At 71.2% G+C, this 23,053-nt stretch carries 21 protein-coding genes; 15 read left to right on the top strand and 6 right to left on the bottom strand.

Features of this window, described 5'->3' with window-relative positions; all coding sequences use genetic code 11:
• Positions 1-133 precede the first annotated feature (133 nt).
• From pdxS to J8403_RS09140, 11 genes are all read left to right on the top strand, one after another.
• Entirely contained in the window at positions 134-1,054 is a 921-nt protein-coding gene (gene pdxS / locus J8403_RS09190) for a pyridoxal 5'-phosphate synthase lyase subunit PdxS (RefSeq protein ID WP_211122741.1), read from the top strand.
• Positions 1,055-1,144: 90 nt separating this feature from the next.
• Positions 1,145-1,765 carry a pyridoxal 5'-phosphate synthase glutaminase subunit PdxT gene (gene pdxT, locus J8403_RS09185; protein WP_246585767.1) on the top strand — a complete coding sequence of 207 codons (621 nt, stop codon included), beginning with the start codon at positions 1,145-1,147 and terminating at the stop codon, positions 1,763-1,765.
• 222 nt (positions 1,766-1,987) lie between these two features.
• Positions 1,988-2,740 (top strand): YebC/PmpR family DNA-binding transcriptional regulator, encoded by a 753-nt coding sequence (locus tag J8403_RS09180; RefSeq protein WP_211122740.1) that lies wholly within the window; start codon positions 1,988-1,990, stop codon positions 2,738-2,740.
• Positions 2,741-2,899: 159 nt separating this feature from the next.
• On the top strand, positions 2,900-3,496 hold the full coding sequence (ruvC, locus tag J8403_RS09175; RefSeq protein ID WP_211122739.1) for a crossover junction endodeoxyribonuclease RuvC: 597 nt from the start codon (positions 2,900-2,902) through the stop codon (positions 3,494-3,496).
• Positions 3,493-4,113, top strand: coding sequence for a Holliday junction branch migration protein RuvA (gene ruvA / locus J8403_RS09170; protein ID WP_211122738.1), 621 nt, complete (start codon positions 3,493-3,495; stop codon positions 4,111-4,113). The genes ruvC and ruvA overlap by 4 nt, the downstream gene beginning before the upstream one ends.
• Before the next feature lie 67 nt (positions 4,114-4,180).
• A complete protein-coding gene (gene ruvB, locus J8403_RS09165; protein WP_211122737.1) occupies positions 4,181-5,269 on the top strand; it encodes a Holliday junction branch migration DNA helicase RuvB in 1,089 nt (362 codons plus the stop codon).
• A 223-nt stretch (positions 5,270-5,492) separates the two neighbouring features.
• Positions 5,493-6,020 carry a preprotein translocase subunit YajC gene (gene yajC, locus J8403_RS09160; RefSeq protein ID WP_211122736.1) on the top strand — a complete coding sequence of 176 codons (528 nt, stop codon included), beginning with the start codon at positions 5,493-5,495 and terminating at the stop codon, positions 6,018-6,020.
• Positions 6,021-6,172: 152 nt separating this feature from the next.
• A complete protein-coding gene (secD, locus tag J8403_RS09155) occupies positions 6,173-7,957 on the top strand; it encodes a protein translocase subunit SecD (protein ID WP_211122735.1) in 1,785 nt (594 codons plus the stop codon).
• A 1-nt stretch (position 7,958) separates the two neighbouring features.
• A complete protein-coding gene (gene secF / locus J8403_RS09150) occupies positions 7,959-9,080 on the top strand; it encodes a protein translocase subunit SecF (RefSeq protein ID WP_211122734.1) in 1,122 nt (373 codons plus the stop codon).
• Between the two features lie 16 nt (positions 9,081-9,096).
• Complete coding sequence (locus J8403_RS09145; RefSeq protein ID WP_211122733.1) at positions 9,097-9,693, top strand: adenine phosphoribosyltransferase; 597 nt, start codon at positions 9,097-9,099, stop codon at positions 9,691-9,693.
• Between the two features lie 272 nt (positions 9,694-9,965).
• A complete protein-coding gene (locus J8403_RS09140; protein ID WP_210566421.1) occupies positions 9,966-12,497 on the top strand; it encodes a RelA/SpoT family protein in 2,532 nt (843 codons plus the stop codon).
• A 102-nt stretch (positions 12,498-12,599) separates the two neighbouring features.
• Here the strand turns inward: J8403_RS09140 and J8403_RS09135 are convergent, their stop codons facing one another.
• Together J8403_RS09135 and J8403_RS09130 are read right to left on the bottom strand one after the other, a co-directional pair.
• A complete protein-coding gene (locus J8403_RS09135; RefSeq protein ID WP_211122732.1) occupies positions 12,600-13,829 on the bottom strand; it encodes a DUF349 domain-containing protein in 1,230 nt (409 codons plus the stop codon).
• A 208-nt stretch (positions 13,830-14,037) separates the two neighbouring features.
• Complete coding sequence (locus J8403_RS09130; protein WP_211122731.1) at positions 14,038-14,904, bottom strand: peptidylprolyl isomerase; 867 nt, start codon at positions 14,902-14,904, stop codon at positions 14,038-14,040.
• A gap of 152 nt (positions 14,905-15,056) precedes the next feature.
• Between J8403_RS09130 and J8403_RS09125 the strand changes: the two genes are divergently transcribed.
• On the top strand, positions 15,057-15,773 hold the full coding sequence (locus J8403_RS09125; RefSeq protein WP_211122730.1) for an MBL fold metallo-hydrolase: 717 nt from the start codon (positions 15,057-15,059) through the stop codon (positions 15,771-15,773).
• A 13-nt stretch (positions 15,774-15,786) separates the two neighbouring features.
• A complete protein-coding gene (hisS, locus tag J8403_RS09120) occupies positions 15,787-17,049 on the top strand; it encodes a histidine--tRNA ligase (protein ID WP_211122729.1) in 1,263 nt (420 codons plus the stop codon).
• A 55-nt stretch (positions 17,050-17,104) separates the two neighbouring features.
• Here the strand turns inward: hisS and J8403_RS09115 are convergent, their stop codons facing one another.
• The 4 genes from J8403_RS09115 to J8403_RS09100 are packed head-to-tail and all read right to left on the bottom strand — an operon-like array spanning position 17,105 to position 20,733.
• Positions 17,105-17,725: a response regulator gene (locus J8403_RS09115; RefSeq protein ID WP_211128151.1), complete on the bottom strand. Its 621-nt coding sequence runs from the start codon at positions 17,723-17,725 to the stop codon at positions 17,105-17,107.
• A gap of 43 nt (positions 17,726-17,768) precedes the next feature.
• On the bottom strand, positions 17,769-19,046 hold the full coding sequence (locus J8403_RS09110; protein WP_211122728.1) for a sensor histidine kinase: 1,278 nt from the start codon (positions 19,044-19,046) through the stop codon (positions 17,769-17,771).
• Complete coding sequence (locus tag J8403_RS09105) at positions 19,004-19,864, bottom strand: ABC transporter permease (protein ID WP_211122727.1); 861 nt, start codon at positions 19,862-19,864, stop codon at positions 19,004-19,006. Before J8403_RS09105 ends, J8403_RS09110 begins: the two co-directional genes overlap by 43 nt.
• Positions 19,861-20,733 carry an ABC transporter ATP-binding protein gene (locus tag J8403_RS09100; protein ID WP_211122726.1) on the bottom strand — a complete coding sequence of 291 codons (873 nt, stop codon included), beginning with the start codon at positions 20,731-20,733 and terminating at the stop codon, positions 19,861-19,863. Before J8403_RS09100 ends, J8403_RS09105 begins: the two co-directional genes overlap by 4 nt.
• A 184-nt stretch (positions 20,734-20,917) precedes the next feature.
• Between J8403_RS09100 and J8403_RS09095 the strand changes: the two genes are divergently transcribed.
• Together J8403_RS09095 and J8403_RS09090 are read left to right on the top strand one after the other, a co-directional pair.
• Positions 20,918-21,565 (top strand): vitamin K epoxide reductase family protein, encoded by a 648-nt coding sequence (locus tag J8403_RS09095; protein ID WP_211122725.1) that lies wholly within the window; start codon positions 20,918-20,920, stop codon positions 21,563-21,565.
• Between the two features lie 96 nt (positions 21,566-21,661).
• Entirely contained in the window at positions 21,662-23,050 is a 1,389-nt protein-coding gene (locus J8403_RS09090) for a replication-associated recombination protein A (RefSeq protein ID WP_208520579.1), read from the top strand.
• The last annotated feature ends 3 nt before the right edge of the window (positions 23,051-23,053 follow it).

Genomic DNA, 23,053 nt, shown 5'->3' with positions numbered 1-23,053 from the left:
CGCCCCGAGCCGGTTTTGTCATTCGTGTAGCACACACGCTCGTGACCTGGACCAGATGGCCGGGTCATGTTCCGGTATCGAACGGCCCTACGATGGGCTCATCGCACTTTTCATTATCGAGTGAGGTCAAACCGTGTCCATCACGCCCGCCAGCACGCCCAACTCCGACGCCCCCGCGACCGGCACCGCCCGCGTCAAGCGCGGTATGGCCGAGCAGCTCAAGGGTGGCGTGATCATGGACGTCGTCACCCCCGAGCAGGCCAAGATCGCCGAGGACGCCGGTGCCGTCGCGGTCATGGCACTCGAGCGGGTGCCGGCCGACATCCGTAAGGACGGCGGCGTGGCCCGGATGTCCGACCCGGACATGATCGAGGGCATCATCGGCGCCGTCTCCATCCCGGTCATGGCCAAGTCGCGGATCGGCCACTTCGTCGAGGCGCAGGTGCTGCAGTCCCTCGGCGTCGACTACATCGACGAGTCCGAGGTCCTGACCCCGGCCGACGAGGTCAACCACAGCGACAAGTGGTCCTTCACCACCCCGTTCGTCTGCGGCGCCACCAACCTGGGCGAGGCGCTGCGCCGGATCGCCGAGGGTGCGGCCATGATCCGTTCCAAGGGCGAGGCCGGCACCGGCAACGTCGTCGAGGCGGTCCGCCACCTGCGTCAGATCAAGGGCGAGATCGCCCGCCTGCGCGGCCTGGACAACCACGAGCTCTACGCGGCCGCCAAGGAGATCCGCGCCCCGTACGAGCTGGTCGCCGAGATCGCGCAGACCGGCAAGCTGCCGGTGGTGCTGTTCTCCGCCGGCGGTGTCGCCACCCCGGCCGACGCCGCGCTGATGCGCCAGCTGGGCGCCGAGGGCGTCTTCGTGGGCTCCGGCATCTTCAAGTCGGGCGACCCGGCCAAGCGCGCCGCCGCGATCGTGAAGGCCACCACCTTCTACGACGACCCCAAGGTCATCGCGGACGCGTCCCGGGACCTCGGCGAGGCCATGGTCGGCATCAACTGCGACACCCTCCCCGAGTCCGAGCGCTACGCCAGCCGCGGCTGGTAACCGGCGCCCGCACGGCACCACATGGCACCACGCGCCCGGCGTCCCGGCCCGGCGCGTGGTGCTCCTGACGTTCGAGAGGTCTTCGCTTCCGTGACTACGTCGTCCACTTCGTCCGCATCCGCCCCCGACGCGCCCGTGATCGGTGTGCTCGCCCTCCAGGGCGATGTCCGCGAGCACTTCGCCGCGCTCACCGCGGCCGGGGCCACGCCCCGGCAGGTCCGCCGTCCCGAGGAACTCGCCGAGGTCGACGCCCTGGTGATCCCGGGGGGAGAGTCGACCACCATGTCCAAGCTGGCGGTCATCTTCGGGCTGCTGGAGCCGCTGCGCGAGCGGGTCCGGGCCGGAATGCCGGTGTACGGTACGTGCGCGGGCATGATCATGCTCGCGGACAAGATCCTCGACGGCCGGGACGACCAGGAGACCATCGGCGGCATCGACATGATCGTGCGCCGTAACGCCTTCGGCCGTCAGAACGAGTCCTTCGAGGCCCGGGTCGACATCGAGGGCATCGACGGCGGCCCGGTCGAGGGGGTCTTCATCCGCGCGCCGTGGGTCGAGTCCGTGGGTGGCGGTGCCGAGGTGCTCGCGACGTTCGACGGGCACACCGTCGCCGTCCGGCAGGGCAAGGTCCTGGCGACCTCGTTCCACCCCGAGCTGACGGGTGACCACCGGGTGCACAAGCTGTTCGTGGAAATGGTGGGGCGCGCGTAGCGCTCGGTTGAGGGTGGTGGCGGGAGACGGGGGGATGGTGGGGCGCGCGTAGCGCTCGGTTGAGGGTGGTGGCGGGAGACGGGGGGATGGTGGGGCGCGCGTAGCGCTCGGTTGAGGGTGGTGGCGGGAGACGGGAGGGCTGGTCCGCGCCGCGGGCTGAGCCGATCCCGGTAGGATCTCAGGCGTTGGTACAGCATTGGGTAACGCGAAGGAGACAGGCGGATGTCCGGCCACTCTAAATGGGCTACGACGAAGCACAAGAAGGCCGTGATCGATGCCAAGCGCGGCAAGCTCTTCGCGAAGCTGATCAAGAACATCGAGGTCGCGGCCCGCATGGGCGGCTCCGACGTGGAGGGCAACCCGACGCTCTTCGACGCCATCCAGAAGGCGAAGAAGCAGTCGGTTCCGAACAAGAACATCGACAGCGCGGTCAAGCGTGGTGCCGGTCTCGAGGCCGGTGGCGCCGAGTACGAGACGATCATGTACGAGGGCTACGGCCCCAACGGCGTGGCCGTGCTCATCGAGTGTCTTACGGACAACCGCAACCGCGCGGCCTCCGACGTCCGCGTCGCGATGACGCGCAACGGTGGTTCGATGGCCGACCCGGGCTCCGTGTCCTACCTGTTCAACCGTAAGGGCGTCGTCATCGTCCCCAAGGGCGAGCTCGGCGAGGACGACGTGCTGGGCGCGGTCCTGGACGCGGGCGCCGAGGAGGTCAACGACCTCGGTGAGTCCTTCGAGGTGATCAGCGAGGCCACCGACTTGGTCGCGGTCCGTACCGCCCTCCAGGAGGCGGAGATCGACTACGACTCGGCCGAGGCCAACTTCGTGCCCACGATGCAGGTCGAGCTCGAAGAGGACGCCGCGCGCAAGATCTTCAAGCTGATCGACGCTCTGGAGGACAGCGACGACGTGCAGAACGTCTTCGCCAACTTCGACGTCTCCGACGAGGTCATGGCCAAGGTGGACGCCTGACGGCGGATCGGCACGGCGGTCAGCGCCTTCGGCGAACGCCGACGGGCCGGCGGGGCATCACCCCACCGGCCCGTCGGCGTTGTCCGCGCCGGTGTTGTCGGCGGCAGCCGCTAGCCTGCAGGAACAGGTGACCGAAGCAGCGGTGAGGGGAGGGGCGCGGTGCGCGTGCTGGGCGTGGACCCGGGGCTGACCCGGTGCGGCGTCGGCGTGGTCGAGGGGGTCGCGGGCCGGCCGTTGCGGATGCTCGGCGTCGGCGTCATCCGGACCGGGGCGGACCTCGCGATCGGCGACCGGCTCGTCATCGTCGAGCGCGGCATAGAGGAGTGGCTGGACGCCCACCGGCCCGAATTCGTCGCCGTGGAGCGGGTGTTCAGCCAGCACAATGTGCGCACCGTCATGGGCACCGCCCAGGCCAGCGCCGTCGCGATGCTGTGCGCGGCCCGCCGCGGGCTCCCGGTCGCGCTGCACACCCCCAGCGAGGTGAAGGCGGCCGTGACCGGATCCGGGCGGGCTGACAAGGCGCAGGTCGGCTCGATGGTGACCCGGCTGCTGCGGCTGGACGCACCGCCCAAACCGGCCGACGCGGCGGACGCCCTGGCGCTCGCCATCTGCCATATCTGGCGGGCCCCCGCGACCAACCGCCTCCAGCAGGCCGTCGCCGCCCACCGCGGCACGAACAGTGCCCGCACCACGAACAGTGCCCGCACCAAGAACAACACCGGCGCCGCGCGCACCACGAAAGGCCGTATCTCATGATCGCGTTCGTCTCCGGTCCGGTGGCGGCCGTCGCCCCGGACACCGCCGTGATCGAGGTCGGCGGGATCGGGATGGCGCTCCAGTGCGCCCCCGCCACCCTGGCCGGGCTGCGCGTCGGCCAGCAGGCCCGGCTGGCCACCTCCCTCGTCGTCCGTGAGGACTCGCTGACCCTCTACGGCTTCGCCGACGACGACGAGCGCCAGGTCTTCGAGCTGCTCCAGACCGCCAGTGGGGTCGGCCCCCGGCTGGCCCAGGCCATGCTGGCGGTGCACTCCCCGGACGCACTGCGGCTCGCGGTGTCCACCGGGGACGAGAAGGCGCTCACCGCCGTTCCCGGCATCGGCAAGAAGGGGGCGCAGCGGCTGCTGCTGGAGCTCAAGGACCGGCTCGGCGAGCCGCTCGGCTCCGCCGTGCCCGGCGCCCGCTCCGCGGCCGCCCCCGGCTGGAGCGACCAGCTGCACACCGCGCTGGTCGGCCTCGGCTACGCCACCCGGGAGGCCGACGAGGCGGTGGCCGCGGTCACCCCGCAGGCCGAGGAGGCGGTGGCCGCGGGCGGCAAGCCCCAGGTGGCTCAGCTGCTGCGGGCCGCCCTGCAGACCCTGAACCGCACACGGTGAGCCACCGCGGCCGCGGCAGGCCGCGACCGGCGGCACCACTCCAGACGACATCGCGAGGCGAAACGCAGTGAACTGGGACGAGACCCCATCGGCCACCGCCGACGACGCCCCGCCCGGCCCGGGCGGCAGGCTGGTGGGCGCCGACGCCGACGGTGACGACCAGGCGGTGGAGGCCGCGCTCCGCCCGAAGGACCTCGGCGAGTTCGTCGGACAGGAGCGGGTGCGCGAGCAACTGGACCTGGTGCTCAAGGCGGCCCGGCAGCGCGGCGGCACCGCCGACCATGTGCTGCTCTCCGGTGCGCCCGGACTGGGCAAGACCACCCTCTCCATGATCATCGCCGCGGAGATGGCCGCCCCGATCCGGATCACCTCCGGCCCCGCCATCCAGCACGCCGGCGATCTGGCCGCGATCCTCTCCTCCCTCGCCGAGGGCGAGGTGCTCTTCCTGGACGAGATCCACCGGATGTCCCGGCCCGCCGAGGAGATGCTGTACATGGCGATGGAGGACTTCCGCGTCGACGTCATCGTCGGCAAGGGGCCCGGGGCCACCGCCATCCCGCTGGAGCTGCCGCCGTTCACGCTGGTCGGCGCCACCACCCGGGCCGGGCTGCTGCCGCCCCCGCTGCGCGACCGCTTCGGCTTCACCGGCCATATGGAGTTCTACGCCCCGGGTGAGCTGGAGCGGGTCATCCACCGCTCCGCCGGGCTGCTCGATGTGACCATCGAGGCCGAGGGCGCCTCCGAGATCGCGGGCCGCTCCCGCGGCACCCCCCGGATCGCCAACCGTCTGCTGCGCCGGGTGCGGGACTACGCCCAGGTCAAGGCCGACGGCGTGATCACGCGCGAGATCGCCGCCAGCGCCCTCGCCGTGTACGACGTGGACGAGCGCGGCCTGGACCGGCTGGACCGGGCGGTGCTCAGCGCCCTGCTCAAGCTGTTCGGCGGCGGCCCGGTGGGCCTGTCGACCCTGGCGGTCGCCGTGGGGGAGGAGCGCGAGACGGTCGAGGAGGTCGCCGAGCCCTTCCTGGTCCGGGAGGGGCTGCTGGCCCGTACGCCCCGGGGGCGCATCGGCACCCCCGCGGCCTGGGCCCATCTGGGGCTGACCCCGCCGCCGCAGACCGCCGGCGGCGGCCAGGCGGGGCTCTTCGACGCATGACGGGCCATCCCGAGGCATAAGCGCGCGCTTACCCGGCATCATGGCGTAGAGGACCAATAATGGCGGGGTCAGGAACCCCGGTACCGCGCCGGGCGTTGTTCCATTGGCGTGGGCTCGCTTAGACTCCGCCGATGCCGTCCGTATGCCGTCCGCTCACCGTGCGGTATACCCACCCCCGTAGACCAGGCCGCTCCCCGCGGTCGTGTGAAGGAATTTCCGTCCCGTGAATATCGTGACTCTCCTGCCGTTCATCGTGCTTATCGGGGCCATGTTCCTGATGACGCGATCGGCCAAGAACAAGCAGCGCCAGGCCCAGCAGATGCGCAATGACATGCACCCGGGCACCGGCGTGCGGACCATTGGCGGCATGTACGCGACGGTCAAGGAGGTACACGACGAGACGGTCCTCCTCGAGGTGGCCCCCGGCGTGCACGCGTTCTACGCGAAGAACGCGGTGGGAGCCGTCCTGGACGACGCCGAGTACAACCGCATCGTGCACGGCATCGACCCCGACGAGGACGTCGACGCCGCCGACACCCCTGTCGTTCCCGACGACGCCTCCTCGCTGACCGAGGCCGCCGACGCCGGTGACGGCGACTCCTCCGCCGACAAGGCCGACGCGGCCGAAGAAGAGGCTGACGAGAAGGCCGGGAAGACGGACGTCAAGAAGATCGACCTCGGCAAGGACGACGCCGCCGCGGCGAGCACCTCCGAGGACGAGAAGCGGGACGGCGGCACCGACGCGAAGTAAGTCCGACATCCGGGAAACCGCGGCGCGCCCCCGCTTGGTGCGCCGCGGTTCCCTGAACGGTCTAGGCTCCGGCGGGGGCTCGTCCCCACAAGACTTCGTGGCCGCTCCGCGCACACCCCATGCGGGGCGGTTGGACAGGGAGATACGAGAAGGTGGCAGCACCGAAGAAGGGCCGCAGGTCCTCCGGGTCACAGGGCAGGCCCGGGCGCGCCTTGGCCGTCATCCTGATCGCCATCGTGGCGCTGACCGGAGGCATGTTCGTCTCCGGTCACACCACGCCGCGACTGGGTATCGATCTCGCGGGCGGCACCAGCTTCACGCTGGAGGCCAAGAACCAACCGGGCAAGCCCAACGCGATCAACACGGACAACATGAACACCGCCGTGAGCATCATCGAGCGGCGGGTCAACGGTCTGGGTGTGTCCGAGGCCGAGGTCCAGACGCAGGGCGAGAAGCACATCATCGTGAACATCCCCAAGGGGACGAACGCGAAGCAGGCCCGGCAGCAGGTCGGCACCACCGCCCAGCTCTACTTCCGGCCGGTGACCACGACCACCAGCGGCCAGAAGACCCCCGAGCAGCCCAGCTCCACCCCCAGCCCGTCCGGCACCGCCAGCGGCAAGGGCAATGACAAGGGCGGCAAGCCGTCCGGCACCCCCTCGGCCTCCTCGTCGGCTTCCTCGTCCTCCTCGGCCAGCCCCAGCACCCAGGGGCGGGCCCTCTCCGAGGGGCTGAAGGCCGACAAGAAGCCCAGCGAGACCCCCTCGCCGTCGGACACCTCGAAGCCCGACCCGTCCAAGACCCCGCCCGGCTCCGCCGACCAGCAGAAGCTGGCCAAGCAGTTCGCGGCCCTGGACTGCACCAAGCCGGCCGCCCGCGCCGCGGCCGCCGACAAGGCGGCCAACGCCAAGCCGAGCGACCCCGTGCTGGCCTGCAGCGAGAAGGGCGACGCCAAGTTTGTGCTCGGCCCCTCCGAGGTCGAGGGCACCGACGTGGACGACGCCTCCGCGGTCTTCGAGAGCCAGAACGGAGCGGGCTGGATCGTCCAGCTCGACTTCAACGGCAAGGGCTCCAAGAAGTTCGCCAAGACCACCGGCGAGCTCACCACCAAGCAGTCCCCGCAGAACCGCTTCGCGATCGTCCTGGACGGCGAGGTCGTCTCCGACCCCGAGGTCACCCAGGGCGCCATCACCGGCGGCCGGGCCACCATCTCCGGCGGCTTCACCCAGCAGAGCTCCGAGGACCTGGCCAACGTGCTGTCCTACGGTGCCCTCCCGCTGTCCTTCGACATCGCGGACGAGACCACCGTCTCCGCCGCGCTCGGCGGTGAGCAGCTGGACGCCGGTCTGATCGCCGGTGCCATCGGCCTCGCGCTCGTCGTGATCTACCTGGTCGTCTACTACCGCGGTCTCGCCCTCGTGGCCATGGCCAGCCTCGGCGTCTCCGCGATCCTGACGTACACGATCATGGTGCTGCTCGGTCCGGGCATCGGCTTCGCGCTGAACCTGCCGGCGGTCTGCGGTGCGATCGTGGCCATCGGTATCACCGCCGACTCGTTCATCGTCTACTTCGAACGGATCCGCGACGAGATCCGGGAGGGCCGCTCGCTGCGCCCCGCCGTCGAGCGCGGCTGGCCGCGGGCCCGGCGCACCATCCTGGTGTCGGACTTCGTGTCGTTCCTGGCCGCCGCGGTGCTCTACATCGTCACCGTCGGCAAGGTGCAGGGCTTCGCCTTCACCCTGGGCCTCACCACGCTGCTCGACGTCGCCGTGGTGTTCCTCTTCACCAAGCCGCTGATGACGATCCTCGCCCGCCGCCCGTTCTTCGGGAACGGCCATTCGTGGTCCGGACTCGACCCCAAGCGCCTCGGGGTCACGCCGCCGCTGCGCCGTCGTCGTCCCGCCGCCCCCGGCCCCGCCGACACGAAGGAGGCGTGAGATGTCGCGACTCGGCACTCTCGGCGCCAGGCTCTACCGAGGCGAGGTCGGCTACGACTTCGTCGGCAAGCGGAAGATCTGGTACGGCATCTCGATACTGATCACCATCACGGCCATCGTGGGCCTGGCGGTGCGCGGCCTCAACATGGGCATCGAGTTCTCCGGCGGCGCGGTCTTCACCACCCCGAGCACCAAGGTCTCGGCCTCCGACCTGCGCCAGACGGCGGAGGACGCGTCCGGCGGCCACACCGTCGTGGTCCAGGAGCTCGGCCGGGGCGGCCTGCGGATCCAGATCAGCGAGCTGGGCACCAAGGAAGCGCTGCCGGTCCAGGAGAACCTCGCCAAGGAGCTGGGCGTCAAGACCAGCAAGATCGACACTCAGCTGGTCGGCCCGAGCTGGGGCGAGCAGATCGCCAGCAAGGCATGGCAGGGCCTGGCGATCTTCATGGTGCTGGTGGTGATCTATCTCGCCATCGCCTTCGAATGGCGGATGGCGCTGGCCGCCCTGATCGCCCTGATCCACGACCTCACCATCACCGTCGGTGTCTACGCACTGGTCGGCTTCGAGGTCACTCCGGGCACCGTGATCGGTCTGCTGACGATCCTCGGTTATTCGCTCTACGACACCGTCGTGGTCTTCGACGGTCTCAAGGAAGCGTCGAAGGACCTCACCAAGCAGACCCGCTTCACCTACAGCGAAATCGCCAACCGCAGCCTCAACTCGACCCTGGTGCGGTCCATCAACACCACGATCGTGGCGCTGCTGCCGGTCGGCGCGCTGCTGTTCATCGGTGGCGGTCTGCTCGGCGCCGGCATGCTCAACGACATCTCCCTGGCGCTCTTCGTCGGCCTCGCCGCCGGTGCGTACTCCTCGATCTTCATCGCGACCCCGCTGGTCGCCGATCTGAAGGAGCGCGACCCGAAGATGAAGGCGCTGGCCAAGCGGGTCAAGGCCAAGCGCGCCGCGACCGCCAAGGCCGAGGCGGCCGGATCGGCGTCCGACGAGGAGGAAGCCCCCGACCTGGAGGACGCCGCCGCGGCCCCCGCCGGGGTCGTCGGCCAGCGCCGCCAGCCCGCCTCCCGTAACCGGGGGCGCGGCCGGCCGTCCGGCAAGCGGCGATGAGCGGGGGCGTCCGACGATGACCGAGACGACGAAGACCACGGCGGACAGTCCCGACGGATCCGGCGCGGCCGCCGCCGAGGAGCTGCGCACGCTGCTCCTCAGCCGGATCCAGGACGTGCCGGACTACCCCAAGCCGGGCGTGATGTTCAAGGACATCACCCCGCTGCTCGCCGACGCCGCCGCCTTCGGCGCGCTCACCGAGGCGCTCGCCGAGCTGTGCGTCCGGTACCGGGCGGACAAGGTGGTGGGCCTGGAGGCCCGCGGCTTCATCCTCGCCGCCCCGGCCGCCGTCCGCGCCGGAATCGGCTTCGTACCGGTCCGCAAGGCCGGCAAGCTCCCGGGGGCGACGCTCGGTCAGGCGTACGAGCTGGAGTACGGCACCGCCGAGATCGAGATACACGCCGACGCGCTGGAGCCCGGCGACCGGGTCCTGGTGATCGACGACGTCCTGGCCACCGGCGGCACCGCCGAGGCGTCCCTGCGGCTCATCCGGCGGGCCGGCGCCCAGATCGCCGGGGTCGCCGTGCTGCTGGAGCTCGGCTTCCTCGACGGCCGCGGCCGGCTGCTGGCCGCGCTCGACAGCGCCCCGCTGGAGGCCCTGATCACGGTCTGAGCCGGATCACGGGCCCGCACACCGGGTCGAGGCCCGCACACCGGGTCGAGGCCCGCACACCGGGTCGAGGCCCGCACACCGGGTCGAGGCCCGCGCACCGGGCCGAGAGAACCGCCGGAGGGCGGGGACCGCGCACCGCCGGTCCCCGCCCTCCGTCATGCCGCCACATGCCTCCGTCATGCCCGGCTTGGCGGTCGGCAGGCAAGCGGAGTGGCGGGATCGATACCATGGCAGCCTGACCTTTCGAGGTCCGGACCGCTTGAGGAGTGCTCTTGCCAGACGAGGCCCAGCCGCTCTCGCCCAAAGTCCGTCCGGGCGGAACCCCCTCCGCACAGCCGGACGCGCCCACCGCCGCCGAACCGACGGCGGCCTCCGGCGTGCCCAAGAACAGCGGCGACAGCCCGGTCCGGCGCGGCCCCGAGCAGACGAGCCCGAAGCCCCCCACGGGCCGCTCCAGTAACCTGCCCGCCACCACGCCCCCCGCGCGCCCCGTACAGAGCCCCGCGCCCCGCTCCGGCTCGTCCAACCGCGTCCGGGCCCGCCTGGCACGCCTGGGCGTCCAGCGCTCCAGCCCGTACAACCCGGTGCTGGAGCCGCTGCTGCGGATCGTGCGCGCGAATGACCCCAAGGCGGAGGCCTCGACGCTGCGCCAGATCGAGCGCGCGTACCAGGTGGCCGAGCGCTGGCACCGCGGCCAGAAGCGCAAGAGCGGCGATCCGTACATCACCCACCCCCTCGCGGTGACCACGATCCTGGCCGAGCTGGGTATGGATCCGGCCACTTTGATGGCCGGGCTGCTGCATGACACCGTCGAGGACACCGAGTACGGCCTGGACACCCTGCGCCGCGACTTCGGCGACCAGGTGGCCCTGCTCGTGGACGGCGTCACCAAGCTGGACAAGGTCAAGTTCGGCGAGGCGGCCCAGGCCGAGACCGTGCGCAAGATGGTCGTCGCCATGGCCCGGGACCCCCGGGTGCTGGTCATCAAGCTGGCCGACCGGCTGCACAACATGCGCACCATGCGCTACCTCAAGCGGGAGAAGCAGGAGAAGAAGGCCCGCGAGACCCTCGAGATCTACGCCCCGCTCGCCCATCGCCTGGGCATGAACACCATCAAATGGGAGCTGGAGGACCTCGCCTTCGCGATCCTCTACCCCAAGATGTACGACGAGATCGTGCGGCTGGTCGCCGAGCGGGCCCCCAAGCGCGACGAGTACCTGGCCGTCGTCACCGACCAGGTCCAGGGCGATCTGCGGGCGGCGCGGATCAAGGCGACCGTCACCGGCCGGCCGAAGCACTACTACTCCGTCTACCAGAAGATGATCGTGCGCGGCCGCGACTTCGCCGAGATCTACGACCTGGTCGGCATCCGGGTGCTCGTCGACACCGTCCGCGACTGCTACGCGGCGCTCGGGACCATCCACGCGCGGTGGAACCCGGTGCCCGGGCGGTTCAAGGACTACATCGCGATGCCCAAGTTCAACATGTACCAGTCGCTGCACACGACGGTCATCGGGCCCAGCGGCAAGCCGGTCGAGCTGCAGATCCGCACCTTCGACATGCACCGCCGCGCCGAGTACGGCATCGCCGCGCACTGGAAGTACAAGCAGGAGGCGGTGGCCGGCGCCTCCAAGGTGCGCACCGATGTGCCCCGTAAGGCGGGCAAGGACGACGCCATCAACGACATGGCGTGGCTGCGGCAGCTCCTGGACTGGCAGAAGGAGACCGAGGACCCGGGCGAGTTCCTGGAGTCCCTGCGCTTCGACCTGTCCCGCAACGAGGTCTTCGTCTTCACGCCCAAGGGCGACGTCATAGCGCTTCCGGCCGGGGCCACCCCGGTCGACTTCGCCTACGCCGTGCACACCGAGGTCGGTCACCGCACCATCGGGGCGCGGGTCAACGGGCGGCTGGTGCCGCTGGAGTCCACCCTCGACAACGGCGATCTGGTGGAGGTCTTCACCTCGAAGGCGGCGGGTGCCGGACCGTCCCGCGACTGGCTGGGCTTCGTCAAGTCGCCCCGCGCCCGTAACAAGATCCGCGCCTGGTTCTCCAAGGAGCGCCGCGACGAGGCCATCGAACAGGGCAAGGACGCCATCGTCCGGGCGATGCGCAAGCAGAACCTGCCCATCCAGCGGATCCTGACCGGGGACTCGCTGGTCACCCTCGCCCATGAGATGCGCTACCCCGACATCTCCGCGCTCTACGCCGCCATCGGCGAGGGCCATGTCTCCGCGCAGAACGTGGTGCAGAAGCTGGTCCAGGCGCTCGGCGGCGAGGAGGCGGCCAACGAGGACATCGCCGAGACCGCCCCGCCCATCCGCCGCACCAAGCGCCGCTCCAGCGCCGATCCGGGCGTCGTGGTCAAGGGCGTCGAGGATGTGTGGGTCAAGCTGGCCCGCTGCTGTACGCCGGTCCCCGGCGACCCCATCATCGGCTTCGTCACCCGCGGCAGCGGCGTCTCGGTGCACCGCGCCGACTGCGTCAACGTGGACTCGCTCTCCCAGCAGCCCGAGCGCATCCTCGACGTCGAATGGGCGCCCACCCAGTCGTCGGTCTTCCTGGTCGCCATCCAGGTCGAGGCGCTGGACCGGTCCCGGCTGCTGTCGGACGTCACCCGCGTCCTGTCCGACCAGCACGTCAACATCCTCTCGGCGGCCGTGCAGACCTCCCGCGACCGCGTGGCCACCTCGCGCTTCACCTTCGAGATGGGCGACCCCAAGCACCTGGGCCACGTCCTGAAGGCCGTACGGGGCGTCGAGGGCGTCTACGACGTCTACCGGGTCACCTCGGCCCGCGCCCGCTGAGGACCCGCACCCGCTGAAACAGCTCACCACACGGCGGCGGCCCCCGGTGCTCGAGGCACCGGGGGCCGCCGCCGTCGTATCGGCCGGATCAGCGGAACGACATCAGCCGCCGAACTCCTGCAGACCCTTCAGCGCCTGGTCCAGCAGCGCCTGCCGGCCCTCCAGCTCCCTGGAGAGCTTGTCGGCCTTCGCGTTGTTCCCCGCCGCGCGGGCCGCGTCGATCTGGGTACGCAGCTTGTCGACGGCGTCCTGCAGCTGGCCGGTGAGCCCCTGGGCGCGTGCCCGCGCCTCGGGGTTGGTCCGCCGCCACTCCGCCTCCTCGGCCTCCTGGATGGCGCGCTCCACCGCGTGGATCCGGCCCTCGATCCGGGCCCGGGCGTCCCTCGGCACATGGCCGATGGCCTCCCACCGCTCGTTGACCGAGCGGAAGGCCGCGCGGGCCGCCTTCAGGTCCGAGATCGGCAGCAGCTTCTCGGCCTCGACGACGAGCTCCTCCTTACGGGTGAGATTCTCCCGCTGCTCGGCGTCGCGCTCCGCGAAGACCTCGCTGCGCCCCTGGAAGAAGATGTCCTGCGCACCGCGGAAGCGGTTCCACAGGTCCTCCTCGGCCTCCCGCTGCGCACGGCCCGCGGCCTTCCAGTCCGCCATCAGCTCCCGGTACCGGGCCGCGGTCGGACCCCAGTCGGTGGAGCCGGAGAGCGCCTCGGCCTCGGCGACCAGCTTCTCCTTGGTCTGCCGGGCCTCCTCGCGCTGTGCGTCCAGGGCCGCGAAATGGGCCTTGCGGCGCTTGGAGAACGCCGAGCGGGCGTGCGAGAAGCGGTGCCACAGCTCGTCGTCCGTCTTGCGGTCCAGGCGCGGCAGGCCCTTCCAGGTGTCCACCAGGGCGCGCAGCCGCTCCCCGGCCGCCCGCCACTGCTCGCTGGCCGCCAGCTGCTCGGCCTCGGCGACCAGGTCCTCCTTGGCCCTGCGGGCCTCGTCGGCCTGGACCGCCTTGGCCGCCTTGCGCTGCTCGCGGCGGGCCTCGACGTCCCCGGCGAGCTTGTCGAGCCGCTTCCTCAGCGCGTCCAGATCGCCGACCACGTGGTGCTCGTCGACCTGGTGCCGGATGTGGTCGATGGCCGCCGTCGCGTCCTTGGCCGACAGATCGGTGGTCTTGACCCGGCGCTCGAGGAGACCGATCTCGACGACCAGACCGTCGTACTTGCGCTCGAAGTAGGCGAGGGCCTCTTCCGGCGATCCCGCCTGCCACGATCCGACGACCTGCTCACCGTCGGCCGTCCGCACGTATACGGTCCCCGCCTCGTCGACGCGGCCCCAAGGCTCGCTGCTCACAGCGCCTCCTCCACATGATGCCGGGGCGGGCGCGCGGCCCGCCGGCATCGTCCACAGTTTCTTCCGGCCGGGATGCGCCCTGGCCGGTCTCACGGCAGGGTGGCGGCCTCCGGGGCAGGCACCCTACACAACGCCAACATAGGCGACCGGTGCCCCGGCTGTCCGTATCCTGCGCGACCGAAATTTCGCAGTACGCACGTCGGCGACCTCAGGACTTGCCGACCGTCGCCTTGTTGATCACGACGCTGGCGTTGGGGGCGGTGTTCATCGTCTGGTCCGGGGCTCCCGCACCGGCGTCGGCGATCTTCTTCAGGACCTTCATCCCCGCCTTGTCCACGGTGCCGAAGGGCGTGTAGTACGGCGGGAGCTCGCTCTCCTTGTAGACCAGGAAGAACTGGCTGCCGCCGGTGTTCTTGCCCTGCTTGGTCTGCGGGTTGTACTGGTTGGCCATGGCGACGGTCCCGGCCGGGTACTTTCCGCCCTTGATCGAGGGGTCCTTCAGGTTCTCGTCCGGCAGGGTGTAGCCGGGGCCGCCCGCGCCGGTGCCCTGCGGGTCACCGCACTGCAGCACGAAGATCCCCGAGTTCACCAGCCGGTGGCACTTGGTGTGGTCGAAGTAGCCCTTGCCCGCCAGGAAGCCGAAGGAGTTGACCGTGTGCGGCGCCTTGCCGGCGTCCATGGCCACGGAGATGTCCCCGCAGGTCGTCTCCAGCTTCATCGTGTAGGAGGCCGACTCGTCGACCGTGAGCGCAGGCTCCTTCTTCCACGACAGCTTCTTCGGCTTCTTGTCCGCGACCGCCTTCGCCTCCTTGGCACAGGGGTCCGGCGCCTTGCTGGTGGGGGCGGCCGAGGGGGTGCCGGACGCGGCGGCGTCGTCCTTCGTCTTGTCCTTGTCGCTCCCGGACAGCGCGCCCGTGGCCGCGATGGCACCGCCACCGGCCAGGACCACGGCCAGCACGGCGGCGATCACGACATTGCGCTGGCGCGTCTTGTGCCGGGCGGATTCGCGCCGCTGCTGCTGGCGAAGGTACTTCTCCCGGGCGAGTTGCCGCCGCCGCTGCTCGTTACTGACCACCGGGTCGTCTCCTCAAGGCGTGTGCCGTCAGTGTCCTGCTGTTGTGCGTGAGGGCTCGGCCGTACCGTATACGGGTTCGCTGTGGTGGGGGCGCCGCCGGTAGGCTCTGAAGCCGCCGACAATCTTCCACCGGACGACTTCTAAGGACGATCGTGCTCATTGCCGGGTTCCCTGCCGGGGCCTGGGGGACCAATTGCTATCTGGTCGCCCCCGCCGCCGGTGAGGAGTGCGTGATCATCGACCCGGGCCATCAGGCGGCCCAAGGCGTCGCGGAGGCGGTCGCCAAGCACCGGCTCAAGCCCGTCGCCGTCGTCCTCACCCACGGCCATATCGACCATGTCGCCTCGGTCGTCCCGGTCTGCGGCGCGCATGACGTACCGGCCTGGATCCACCCGTCCGACCGCTACATGATGAGCGACCCCGAGAAGGCCCTCGGACGCTCCATCGGCATGCCGCTGATGGGCGAGCTCACCGTGGGCGAGCCGGACGACGTCAAGGAGCTGGCCGACGGCGCCGAGCTGAAGCTGGCCGGTCTCGACCTCACCGTCGCGCACGCCCCGGGCCATACCAAGGGGTCGGTGACCTTCCAGATGCCCGAGCAGGCGGACGTCCCGTCCGTCTTCTTCGCGGGCGATCTGCTCTTCGCCGGCTCCATCGGACGCACCGATCTGCCCGGCGGCGATCACGCCGAGATACTCGAATCGCTGGCCCGTGTGTGCCTGCCGCTCGACGACTCGACCGTGGTGCTGTCCGGCCATGGCCCCCAGACCAGCATCGGCCGTGAGCGCGCCACCAACCCGTATCTGCGCGAGGTGGCCGCCGGCCTGGGAGACGGCGCGCAGCGCCCGGCTCCGCGACGAGGAATGTGACGAGAGACTTCCGTTGAGCACCTTCAAAGCCCCCCGGGGCACGTATGACCTGATCCCGCCGGCCTCCGCGGCGTACCTGGCGGTGCGCGAGGCGATCGCCGCACCGCTCAAGCGCTCCGGCTACGGCTATGTCGAGACCCCCGGTTTCGAGAACGTGGAGCTCTTCGCGCGCGGCGTCGGCGAGTCCACCGACATCGTGACCAAGGAGATGTACACCCTCACCACCAAGGGCGGCGACGAGCTCGCGCTGCGCCCCGAGGGCACCGCCTCGGTGCTGCGCGCCGCCCTGGAGGCCAATCTGCACAAGGCCGGATCCCTGCCGGTCAAGCTCTGGTACTCGGGCTCGTACTACCGCTACGAGCGGCCGCAGAAGGGCCGCTACCGCCACTTCTCGCAGGTCGGGGCGGAGGCGATCGGCGCCGAGGACCCGGCCCTGGACGCCGAGCTGATCATCCTGGCCCACGACGCGTACCGCTCGCTGGGGCTGCGGAACTTCCGCATCCTGCTGAACTCGCTGGGCGACGCCACCTGCCGCCCCGTCTACCGGGCCGCCCTCCAGGACTTCCTGCGCGGCCTCGACCTGGACGAGGACACCCGGGCACGCGTCGAGATCAACCCGCTGCGGGTGCTGGACGACAAGCGCGAGGCGGTACGCGAGCAGCTGACCGGCGCCCCGCTGCTGCGCGACTACCTGTGCGAGGAGTGCAAGGCGTACCACGCGGAGGTCCGTGAGCTGATCACCGCGCGGGGCGTGACCTTCGAGGACGACGCGAAGCTGGTGCGCGGCCTGGACTACTACACCCGGACCACCTTCGAGTTCGTCCACGACGGGCTGGGCTCGCAGTCCGCGGTCGGCGGCGGCGGCCGCTACGACGGGCTGTCCGAGATGATCGGCGGCCCGGCGCTGCCCTCGGTGGGCTGGGCGCTCGGCGTGGACCGTACGGTGCTGGCACTGGAGGCCGAGGGCATCGAGCTGGACCTGCCCGACGCCGTCAGCGTCTTCGCGGTGCCGCTGGGGGAGGAGGCCAGGAAGGTCCTCTTCGGCGTGGTCGGCGAGCTCCGCACGGCGGGAGTCGCCACGGACTTCGCCTACGGCGGCAAGGGCCTCAAGGCCGCGATGAAGGCGGCCAACCGCAGCGGCGCGCGCTACGCGATCGTGGCGGGCGAGCGCGACCTCGCGGAGGACGTCGTCCAGCTGAAGGACATGGAGTCCGGCGAACAGGCGCCGGTGCCCCTGGCCGAGGTGGTCGAGGCAATCCGCTCGCGCCTCGCCTGAGCGGGAATCGAAGGGGGCCCGGGGATTCCCCGGGCCCCCTTCGCTTGCGCTGCCCCTACAGCAGGCCCAGCCGCATCGCGCTGGTGACCGCCGCGGTGCGGTCGTCCACGCCCAACTTGCCGAAGGCCCGCAGCAGATGGGTCTTCACCGTCGATTCGCCGATGAACAGACGTCGTCCGATCTCCGCGTTGGTGCACCCCTGCGCGACCAGCCGCAGCACGGCCGTCTCCCGCTCGGAGAGGCGGGGGCGCTCGGGCCGGTCGCGCAGCTGGTCCATGAGCCGGGCGGCGACGGACGGGGCCAGGACCGTCTCGCCGCGAGCGGCGGAGCGTACGGCCTCGGCCAGCTCGGCGCGGGCCATGTCCTTGAGCAGATAGCCCGCCGCGCCCGCCTCCACCGCGCGCAGGATGTCCCCGTCCGTCTCGTACGTGGTCAGCACGATCACGCGGGACGGCAGCCCGGCGGCGGTCATCCGGGCGATCGACTCCACCCCGCCACCGCCCGGCATCCGCAGGTCCATCAGCACCACGTCGGGCCGCAGCGAGGCGCACAGCGCCTCCGCCCGCGGCCCGCTGTCCGCCTCGCCGACGACCGTCAGATCGGGTTCGGCGCCGAGCATGCCGCGCAGCCCCTCCCGCACCACCGGGTGGTCGTCCGCGATCAGAATCCGGATCACCGTGCGCTCCTCGTTCATACCCTCGGCGTTCATGTGGCGGAGTTCATTGCGTCGGCCGGGCTGGATGGGGGGACGGGGCGGTCGGCTGGACGGGCAGTTCGAGCGCGACCGTCGTGCCCTCGCCCGGGGCGGCGGCCACCTCCGCCGTGCCGCCCACCTCGCCCGCCCGTGCGCGCAGCCCGGCCAGGCCGTAGCCCTCGCGCGGGGCGCGCGGGTCGAAGCCACGGCCGGAGTCCCGGACCCGCAGCCGCAGCGCGTCCTCGCCGTAGCCGAGCGCGATGGTGACGGCGGCGCCCGGCCCCGCGTGCCGGCGGGCGTTGGACAGCGCCTCCTGGCAGCCGCGCAGCGCCACCACCTCCACGGCGGCGGGCAGCGGCCGGACCGCCCCCGAGACCTCGACACGGGCGGGAGTGCCGGTCCGCTCCCCGTGCCGCGCGGCCAGCCGCCGCAGCGCGTCGGGGAGCGAACTGCCGTCCAGGTCGGCCGGGCCGGCGCCGGCGACCAGGGCGCGGGCCTCCGCGAGGTTCTCCCGGGCCGTAGCGGCCATGAGGCCCAAGTGCCGGCGGGCCAGCGGCATGTCGTGGTCCAGCTCCGACTCCACGGCCTGAACGAGCATCAGCAGGCTGGTGAAGCCCTGGGCGAGGGTGTCGTGGATCTCCCGGGTCAGCCGCTCCCGCTCCGCGAGGGCGCCGTGCGCGGCCGACAACCGGGCCACCTCCTCGCGGCTGGCGTCCAGCTCGGCGATCAGCCGGGCGCGCTCGGCGCTCTGCTGGAGCACCATGATGATCCAGCTGCCGATGATCAGCGAGAAGGCCCAGGAGACGGCCGCGAAGAGGGAGTTGAAGAACAGATCCCCGGAATCCGGCCGCTCCACGAGCGCCCAGACCACCACCGGGACCACGTTGATCACGGTGACGGCGATCAGCGCCCCGCGCATCCGCAGCAGCATGAAGCACTGGGGCGTCAGCGCGAAGATGGCGATCCGGGTCTCCCCGACCAGCGCCGAGGGCACCACGAACAGCAGGAACAGCCCCACCAGATAGACCAGCGCGCGGGGCTGATCCTCGCCTTCCGCCAGCAGTACCGGCCGGCCCACCAGCACGTACCAGGGCGCGGTCGCGGCGAAGAAGGCCGCCGCGACCGCGCGCGGTCCGGTGCCGGGGTCCGACCCGCCCAGCACGAACAGGAAGGTGGCCGCGAACACGATCGCGAAGTAGACGTCCCAGCGACGGTAGGTGCGGTGGTACACGTCCGGATCGCGGGGCCCGGCCGGTTCGCTCAGCCGTCCCGGTGGCTCTTCCAACGGAAGGTCAGCAGACACAGCACCAATCCTCCGACGCACCACGCGCCCAGCACCAGGGCGATCCGCCCGTACTCCCAGGAGCCCGCCTGCTCCAGCACGGCCGCCGAATCCGGCAGGAACACCCCGCGGAATCCCTGGCACATCCACTTCAGCGGGAAGAGGGCGGCCACGTTCAGCATCCAGCCGGGCAGCGTGTCGATCGAGATGAAGACGCCGGAGATGAACTGCAGCACCAGGAACGGCAACACCACCACCGAAGTGGCGCTCCTACCGGAGCGCGGCACACTGCTGATCGCGATGCCCAGCAGCGCACAGCCGGTCAGCCCGAGGGCGAAGACCCAGCCGAAGGTGAACCACGTGGCCGCGCCCGTGGGCAGATCGAGGTCGAAGAGCGCCGCGCCGACGGCCAGCAGCAGCACCGTCTCGGCGATCCCGGAGACCAGGACCAGCCACAGCTTGCCGAGGAAGTACGCGGCCGGGGGCATCGGCGTACCGCGCAGCCGCCGCAGCACCTTCTCGTCCCGTTCGAGCGCGATGGAGACGCCCAGCGACTGGAAGCTGGTCGACATCACCCCCGACGCGATCATCGCCGCGGCGTACAGCTGGGAGGCGGTCACACCCGCGCCCCGCACATCGTTGCGGAAGATCGAGGCGAACAGGGACAGGAAGACGACGGGGAAGGCGAAGGTGAAGACCACCTGTTCGCGCCGGCGGAAGAACTGCCTGAGCTCGAGGCCGCCCCGGTGCAGCCCGAGGGTCCAGGCGCCGGGCAGCCGGGCGGGGGCGTCCGCGGCGGCGGGTCCGGCACCGGAGGAGGTGGTGCTCGTGGTGGTCATCGCGCGCCCTCCCCGGGCTGGTCGTCGAGTTGTCCGGTGAGCCGCAGATAGACGTCCTCCAGGGTCGGCCGGGAGATCCGCAGCCCCGGAATCTCCCCGTCGAAGCGGCGCGTCAGCTCCGCGACGGTACGGGTCGGGGTCTCCGTCTCCTCATGGCGCGCCCCGTCGCCGGGCTCGACCCAGTGGACCGTCGCCCGGCTGCCGTACCGCTCGCGCAGCTCGGCGGGTGCGCCCTCGGCGACGACCTTGCCCGTGGCGATGACCGCGAGCCGGTCGGACAGCGCCTCCGCCTCGTCGAGATAGTGCGTGGTGAGCACGATCGTGGTGCCCTCGTCCGCCAATCGCCGGATCAGCTCCCAGAACCGCCGCCGCGCCGCCGGATCGAAGCCCGTCGTCGGCTCGTCCAGCAGCAACAGCTCCGGATCGCCGATCACCCCGAGGGCCACGTCCAGCCGGCGCCGCTGGCCGCCCGACAGCGCCTTGATCCGGCTGCCCGCCTTGGCCTCCAGTCCGACCAGGCCGATGACCTCGTCGGGGTCGCGCGGGCGCGGGTAGTAGCGGGCGAAGTGCCGCACGGTCTCCCGCACCGTCAACTCGGCCGGGGCGGATTCATCCTGCCAAACGACGCCGATCCGGGAACGCCATTCCCGTCCCCCGGAGGCGGGGTCCCGGCCCAGCACCGTGACCTCCCCCGCGTCCCGGCTCCGATGGCCCTGGAGGATCTCCACCGTGGTGCTCTTGCCCGCCCCGTTGGGCCCCAGGACGCCGAACACCTCACCCTGCCGGATGCCCAGGTCAACGCCGTCCAGCGCGGTCACCGCGCCGTAGCGCTTGCGCAGTCCGCGCACCCGTATCGCTTCGTCTGCCATATCCATGAGCGTGACGGTGCCGCGCCGGACAGGGGGACGACCGGGAAGCCCGTCTTATGTCCTCCGAACGGGGGACACGGCACCATGGCATGACCTGGATAAGCGGGCCGTACGGCGGGGGCGGTGCGGCACAATGGCCGTGCCCGACGGGGCTGGACACGGTGGAGAGCGACGGACGGCGAGTATGGCGACGACAGTGATGGACGACGTGGAGTCCGGCGAGGCGCGGGAGGGCGTGCGGACCGGGACGGGGGGCAGCCGCGCCTTCGCCCTGCTGCTCGTGATCACCGGTGCGCTGGGGCTCCTCGCCGCCTGGGTCATCACGATCGACAAGAACAAGATCCTCGAGTACAAGGCCGACGGTAAGGTCTTCACGCCCGGCTGCAGCCTCAACCCCGTCGTCTCCTGCGGCAACATCATGGAGAGCGACCAGGCGCAGGCGTTCGGCTTCCCGAACCCGATGCTCGGCCTGGTCGCCTACGGCATCGTGATCTGCGTGGGCATGTCCCTGCTGACCGGGGCCCGCTTCCCGCGCTGGTACTGGCTGACCTTCAACGCGGGCACGCTCTTCGGCGTCGGCTTCGTGACCTGGCTCCAGTACGAGTCGCTGTACGTGATCGGCTCGCTGTGCCTGTGGTGCTGCCTCGCCTGGGTCGCCACCATCGTGATGTTCTGCTACGTCACCGGCCACAACCTCAAGCACGGATACCTTCCCGCGCCCGACGGGTTGCGGCGCGGGCTCATGGAGTTCCACTGGGTGGTCCCGGTGATGTGGATCGGGGCCATCGGGATGCTGATCCTGACCCGCTGGTGGGACTTCTGGACCGCTTAGTTTCCATGGGCTGAGCCCGGCTGAGCCCGGCGGCCGAACCCCGGGCCCGGCGGCGGCCCGGCGGCGTTGTCAGAGCATTGGCATAGGCTTCCCGTCGTGGAGCCAGACCTGTTCACCGCCGCCGCAGAGGACCGCCAGGAGAAGGATCCGGCCAGCAGCCCGCTGGCCGTGCGGATGCGTCCGCGCACCCTCGACGAGGTCGTGGGCCAGCAGCATCTGCTGCGCCCCGGATCGCCGCTGCGCCGGCTCGTGGGCGAGGGCGGCGGCGGTCCGGCCGGGCCGTCGTCGGTGATCCTCTGGGGCCCGCCGGGGATCGGCAAGACGACGCTGGCGTATGTGGTCAGCCAGGCCACCCAGAAGCGCTTCGTCGAGCTGTCGGCCATCACCGCCGGGGTCAAGGAGGTCCGGGCCGTCATCGACGGCGCGCGCCGCTCCTCCGGGGCGTACGGGCGGGACACCGTCCTCTTCCTGGACGAGATCCACCGCTTCAGCAAGGCCCAGCAGGACTCGCTGCTGCCCGCGGTGGAGAACCGCTGGGTGACGCTGATCGCGGCCACCACCGAGAATCCGTACTTCTCCGTGATCTCCCCGCTGCTCTCCCGCTCGCTGCTGCTCACCCTGGAGCCGCTGACCGACGACGATCTGCGCGGGCTGCTGCGGCGCGCGCTCACCGACGAGCGCGGGCTCGGCGGAGCGGTCACCCTCCCCGAGGACGCCGAGGCGCATCTGCTGCGCATAGCGGGCGGTGACGCCCGGCGGGCGCTCACCGCGCTGGAGGCGGGCGCCGGGGCGGCCCTGGACAAGGGCGAGGCCGAGGTCACCCTCACCTCGCTGGAGGAGGCGGTCGACCGGGCCGCGGTGAAGTACGACCGCGCGGGCGACCAGCACTACGACGTGGCCAGCGCCCTCATCAAGTCCATCCGCGGCTCGGACGTGGACGCGGCGCTGCACTATCTGGCCCGGATGATCGAGGCGGGGGAGGACCCGCGGTTCATCGCCCGCCGGCTGATGATCTCGGCCAGCGAGGACATCGGCCTCGCCGATCCGACCGCCCTGCCCACCGCCGTGGCGGCGGCGCAGGCGGTCGCCCTGATCGGCTTCCCGGAGGCCGCGCTCACCCTGAGCCACGCCACGATCGCCCTGGCACTCGCGCCCAAGTCCAACGCCGCGACCACGGCGATCGGCGCGGCGCTGGCGGATGTGCGGGCGGGCCTGGCCGGGCCGGTGCCGCCGCATCTGCGCGATGGCCACTACCAGGGCGCCAAGAAGCTCGGCCACGCACAGGGCTATCTCTACCCGCACGATCTGCCGGGCGGGATCGCGGCGCAGCAGTACGCACCGGACAAGATCCACGGCAAGCGGTACTACGAGCCCACGCGGTACGGCGCCGAGGCGCGGTACGCGGATGTGGTGGAGCGGGTGCGGGCGCGGCTGCGGGGCGACCCGCCGCCGTCCGCCGACGGTCCGGCCCCGGCCTCGTCGTAACGG

Source organism: Streptomyces yatensis, from assembly GCF_018069625.1.
Lineage (GTDB): Bacteria > Actinomycetota > Actinomycetes > Streptomycetales > Streptomycetaceae > Streptomyces > Streptomyces yatensis.
This window is presented reverse-complemented; position numbering and strand designations above follow the sequence as displayed.

Coding starts and splice junctions, on each gene's coding strand:
- J8403_RS09180 (WP_211122740.1), top strand. CDS start 1,988: ATGTCCGGCCACTCTAAATGGGCTACGACGAAGCACAAGAAGGCCGTG.
- ruvA (WP_211122738.1), top strand. CDS start 3,493: ATGATCGCGTTCGTCTCCGGTCCGGTGGCGGCCGTCGCCCCGGACACC.
- secF (WP_211122734.1), top strand. CDS start 7,959: ATGTCGCGACTCGGCACTCTCGGCGCCAGGCTCTACCGAGGCGAGGTC.
- J8403_RS09145 (WP_211122733.1), top strand. CDS start 9,097: ATGACCGAGACGACGAAGACCACGGCGGACAGTCCCGACGGATCCGGC.
- J8403_RS09105 (WP_211122727.1), bottom strand. CDS start 19,864: ATGACCACCACGAGCACCACCTCCTCCGGTGCCGGACCCGCCGCCGCG.
- J8403_RS09100 (WP_211122726.1), bottom strand. CDS start 20,733: ATGGCAGACGAAGCGATACGGGTGCGCGGACTGCGCAAGCGCTACGGC.
- J8403_RS09095 (WP_211122725.1), top strand. CDS start 20,918: ATGGCGACGACAGTGATGGACGACGTGGAGTCCGGCGAGGCGCGGGAG.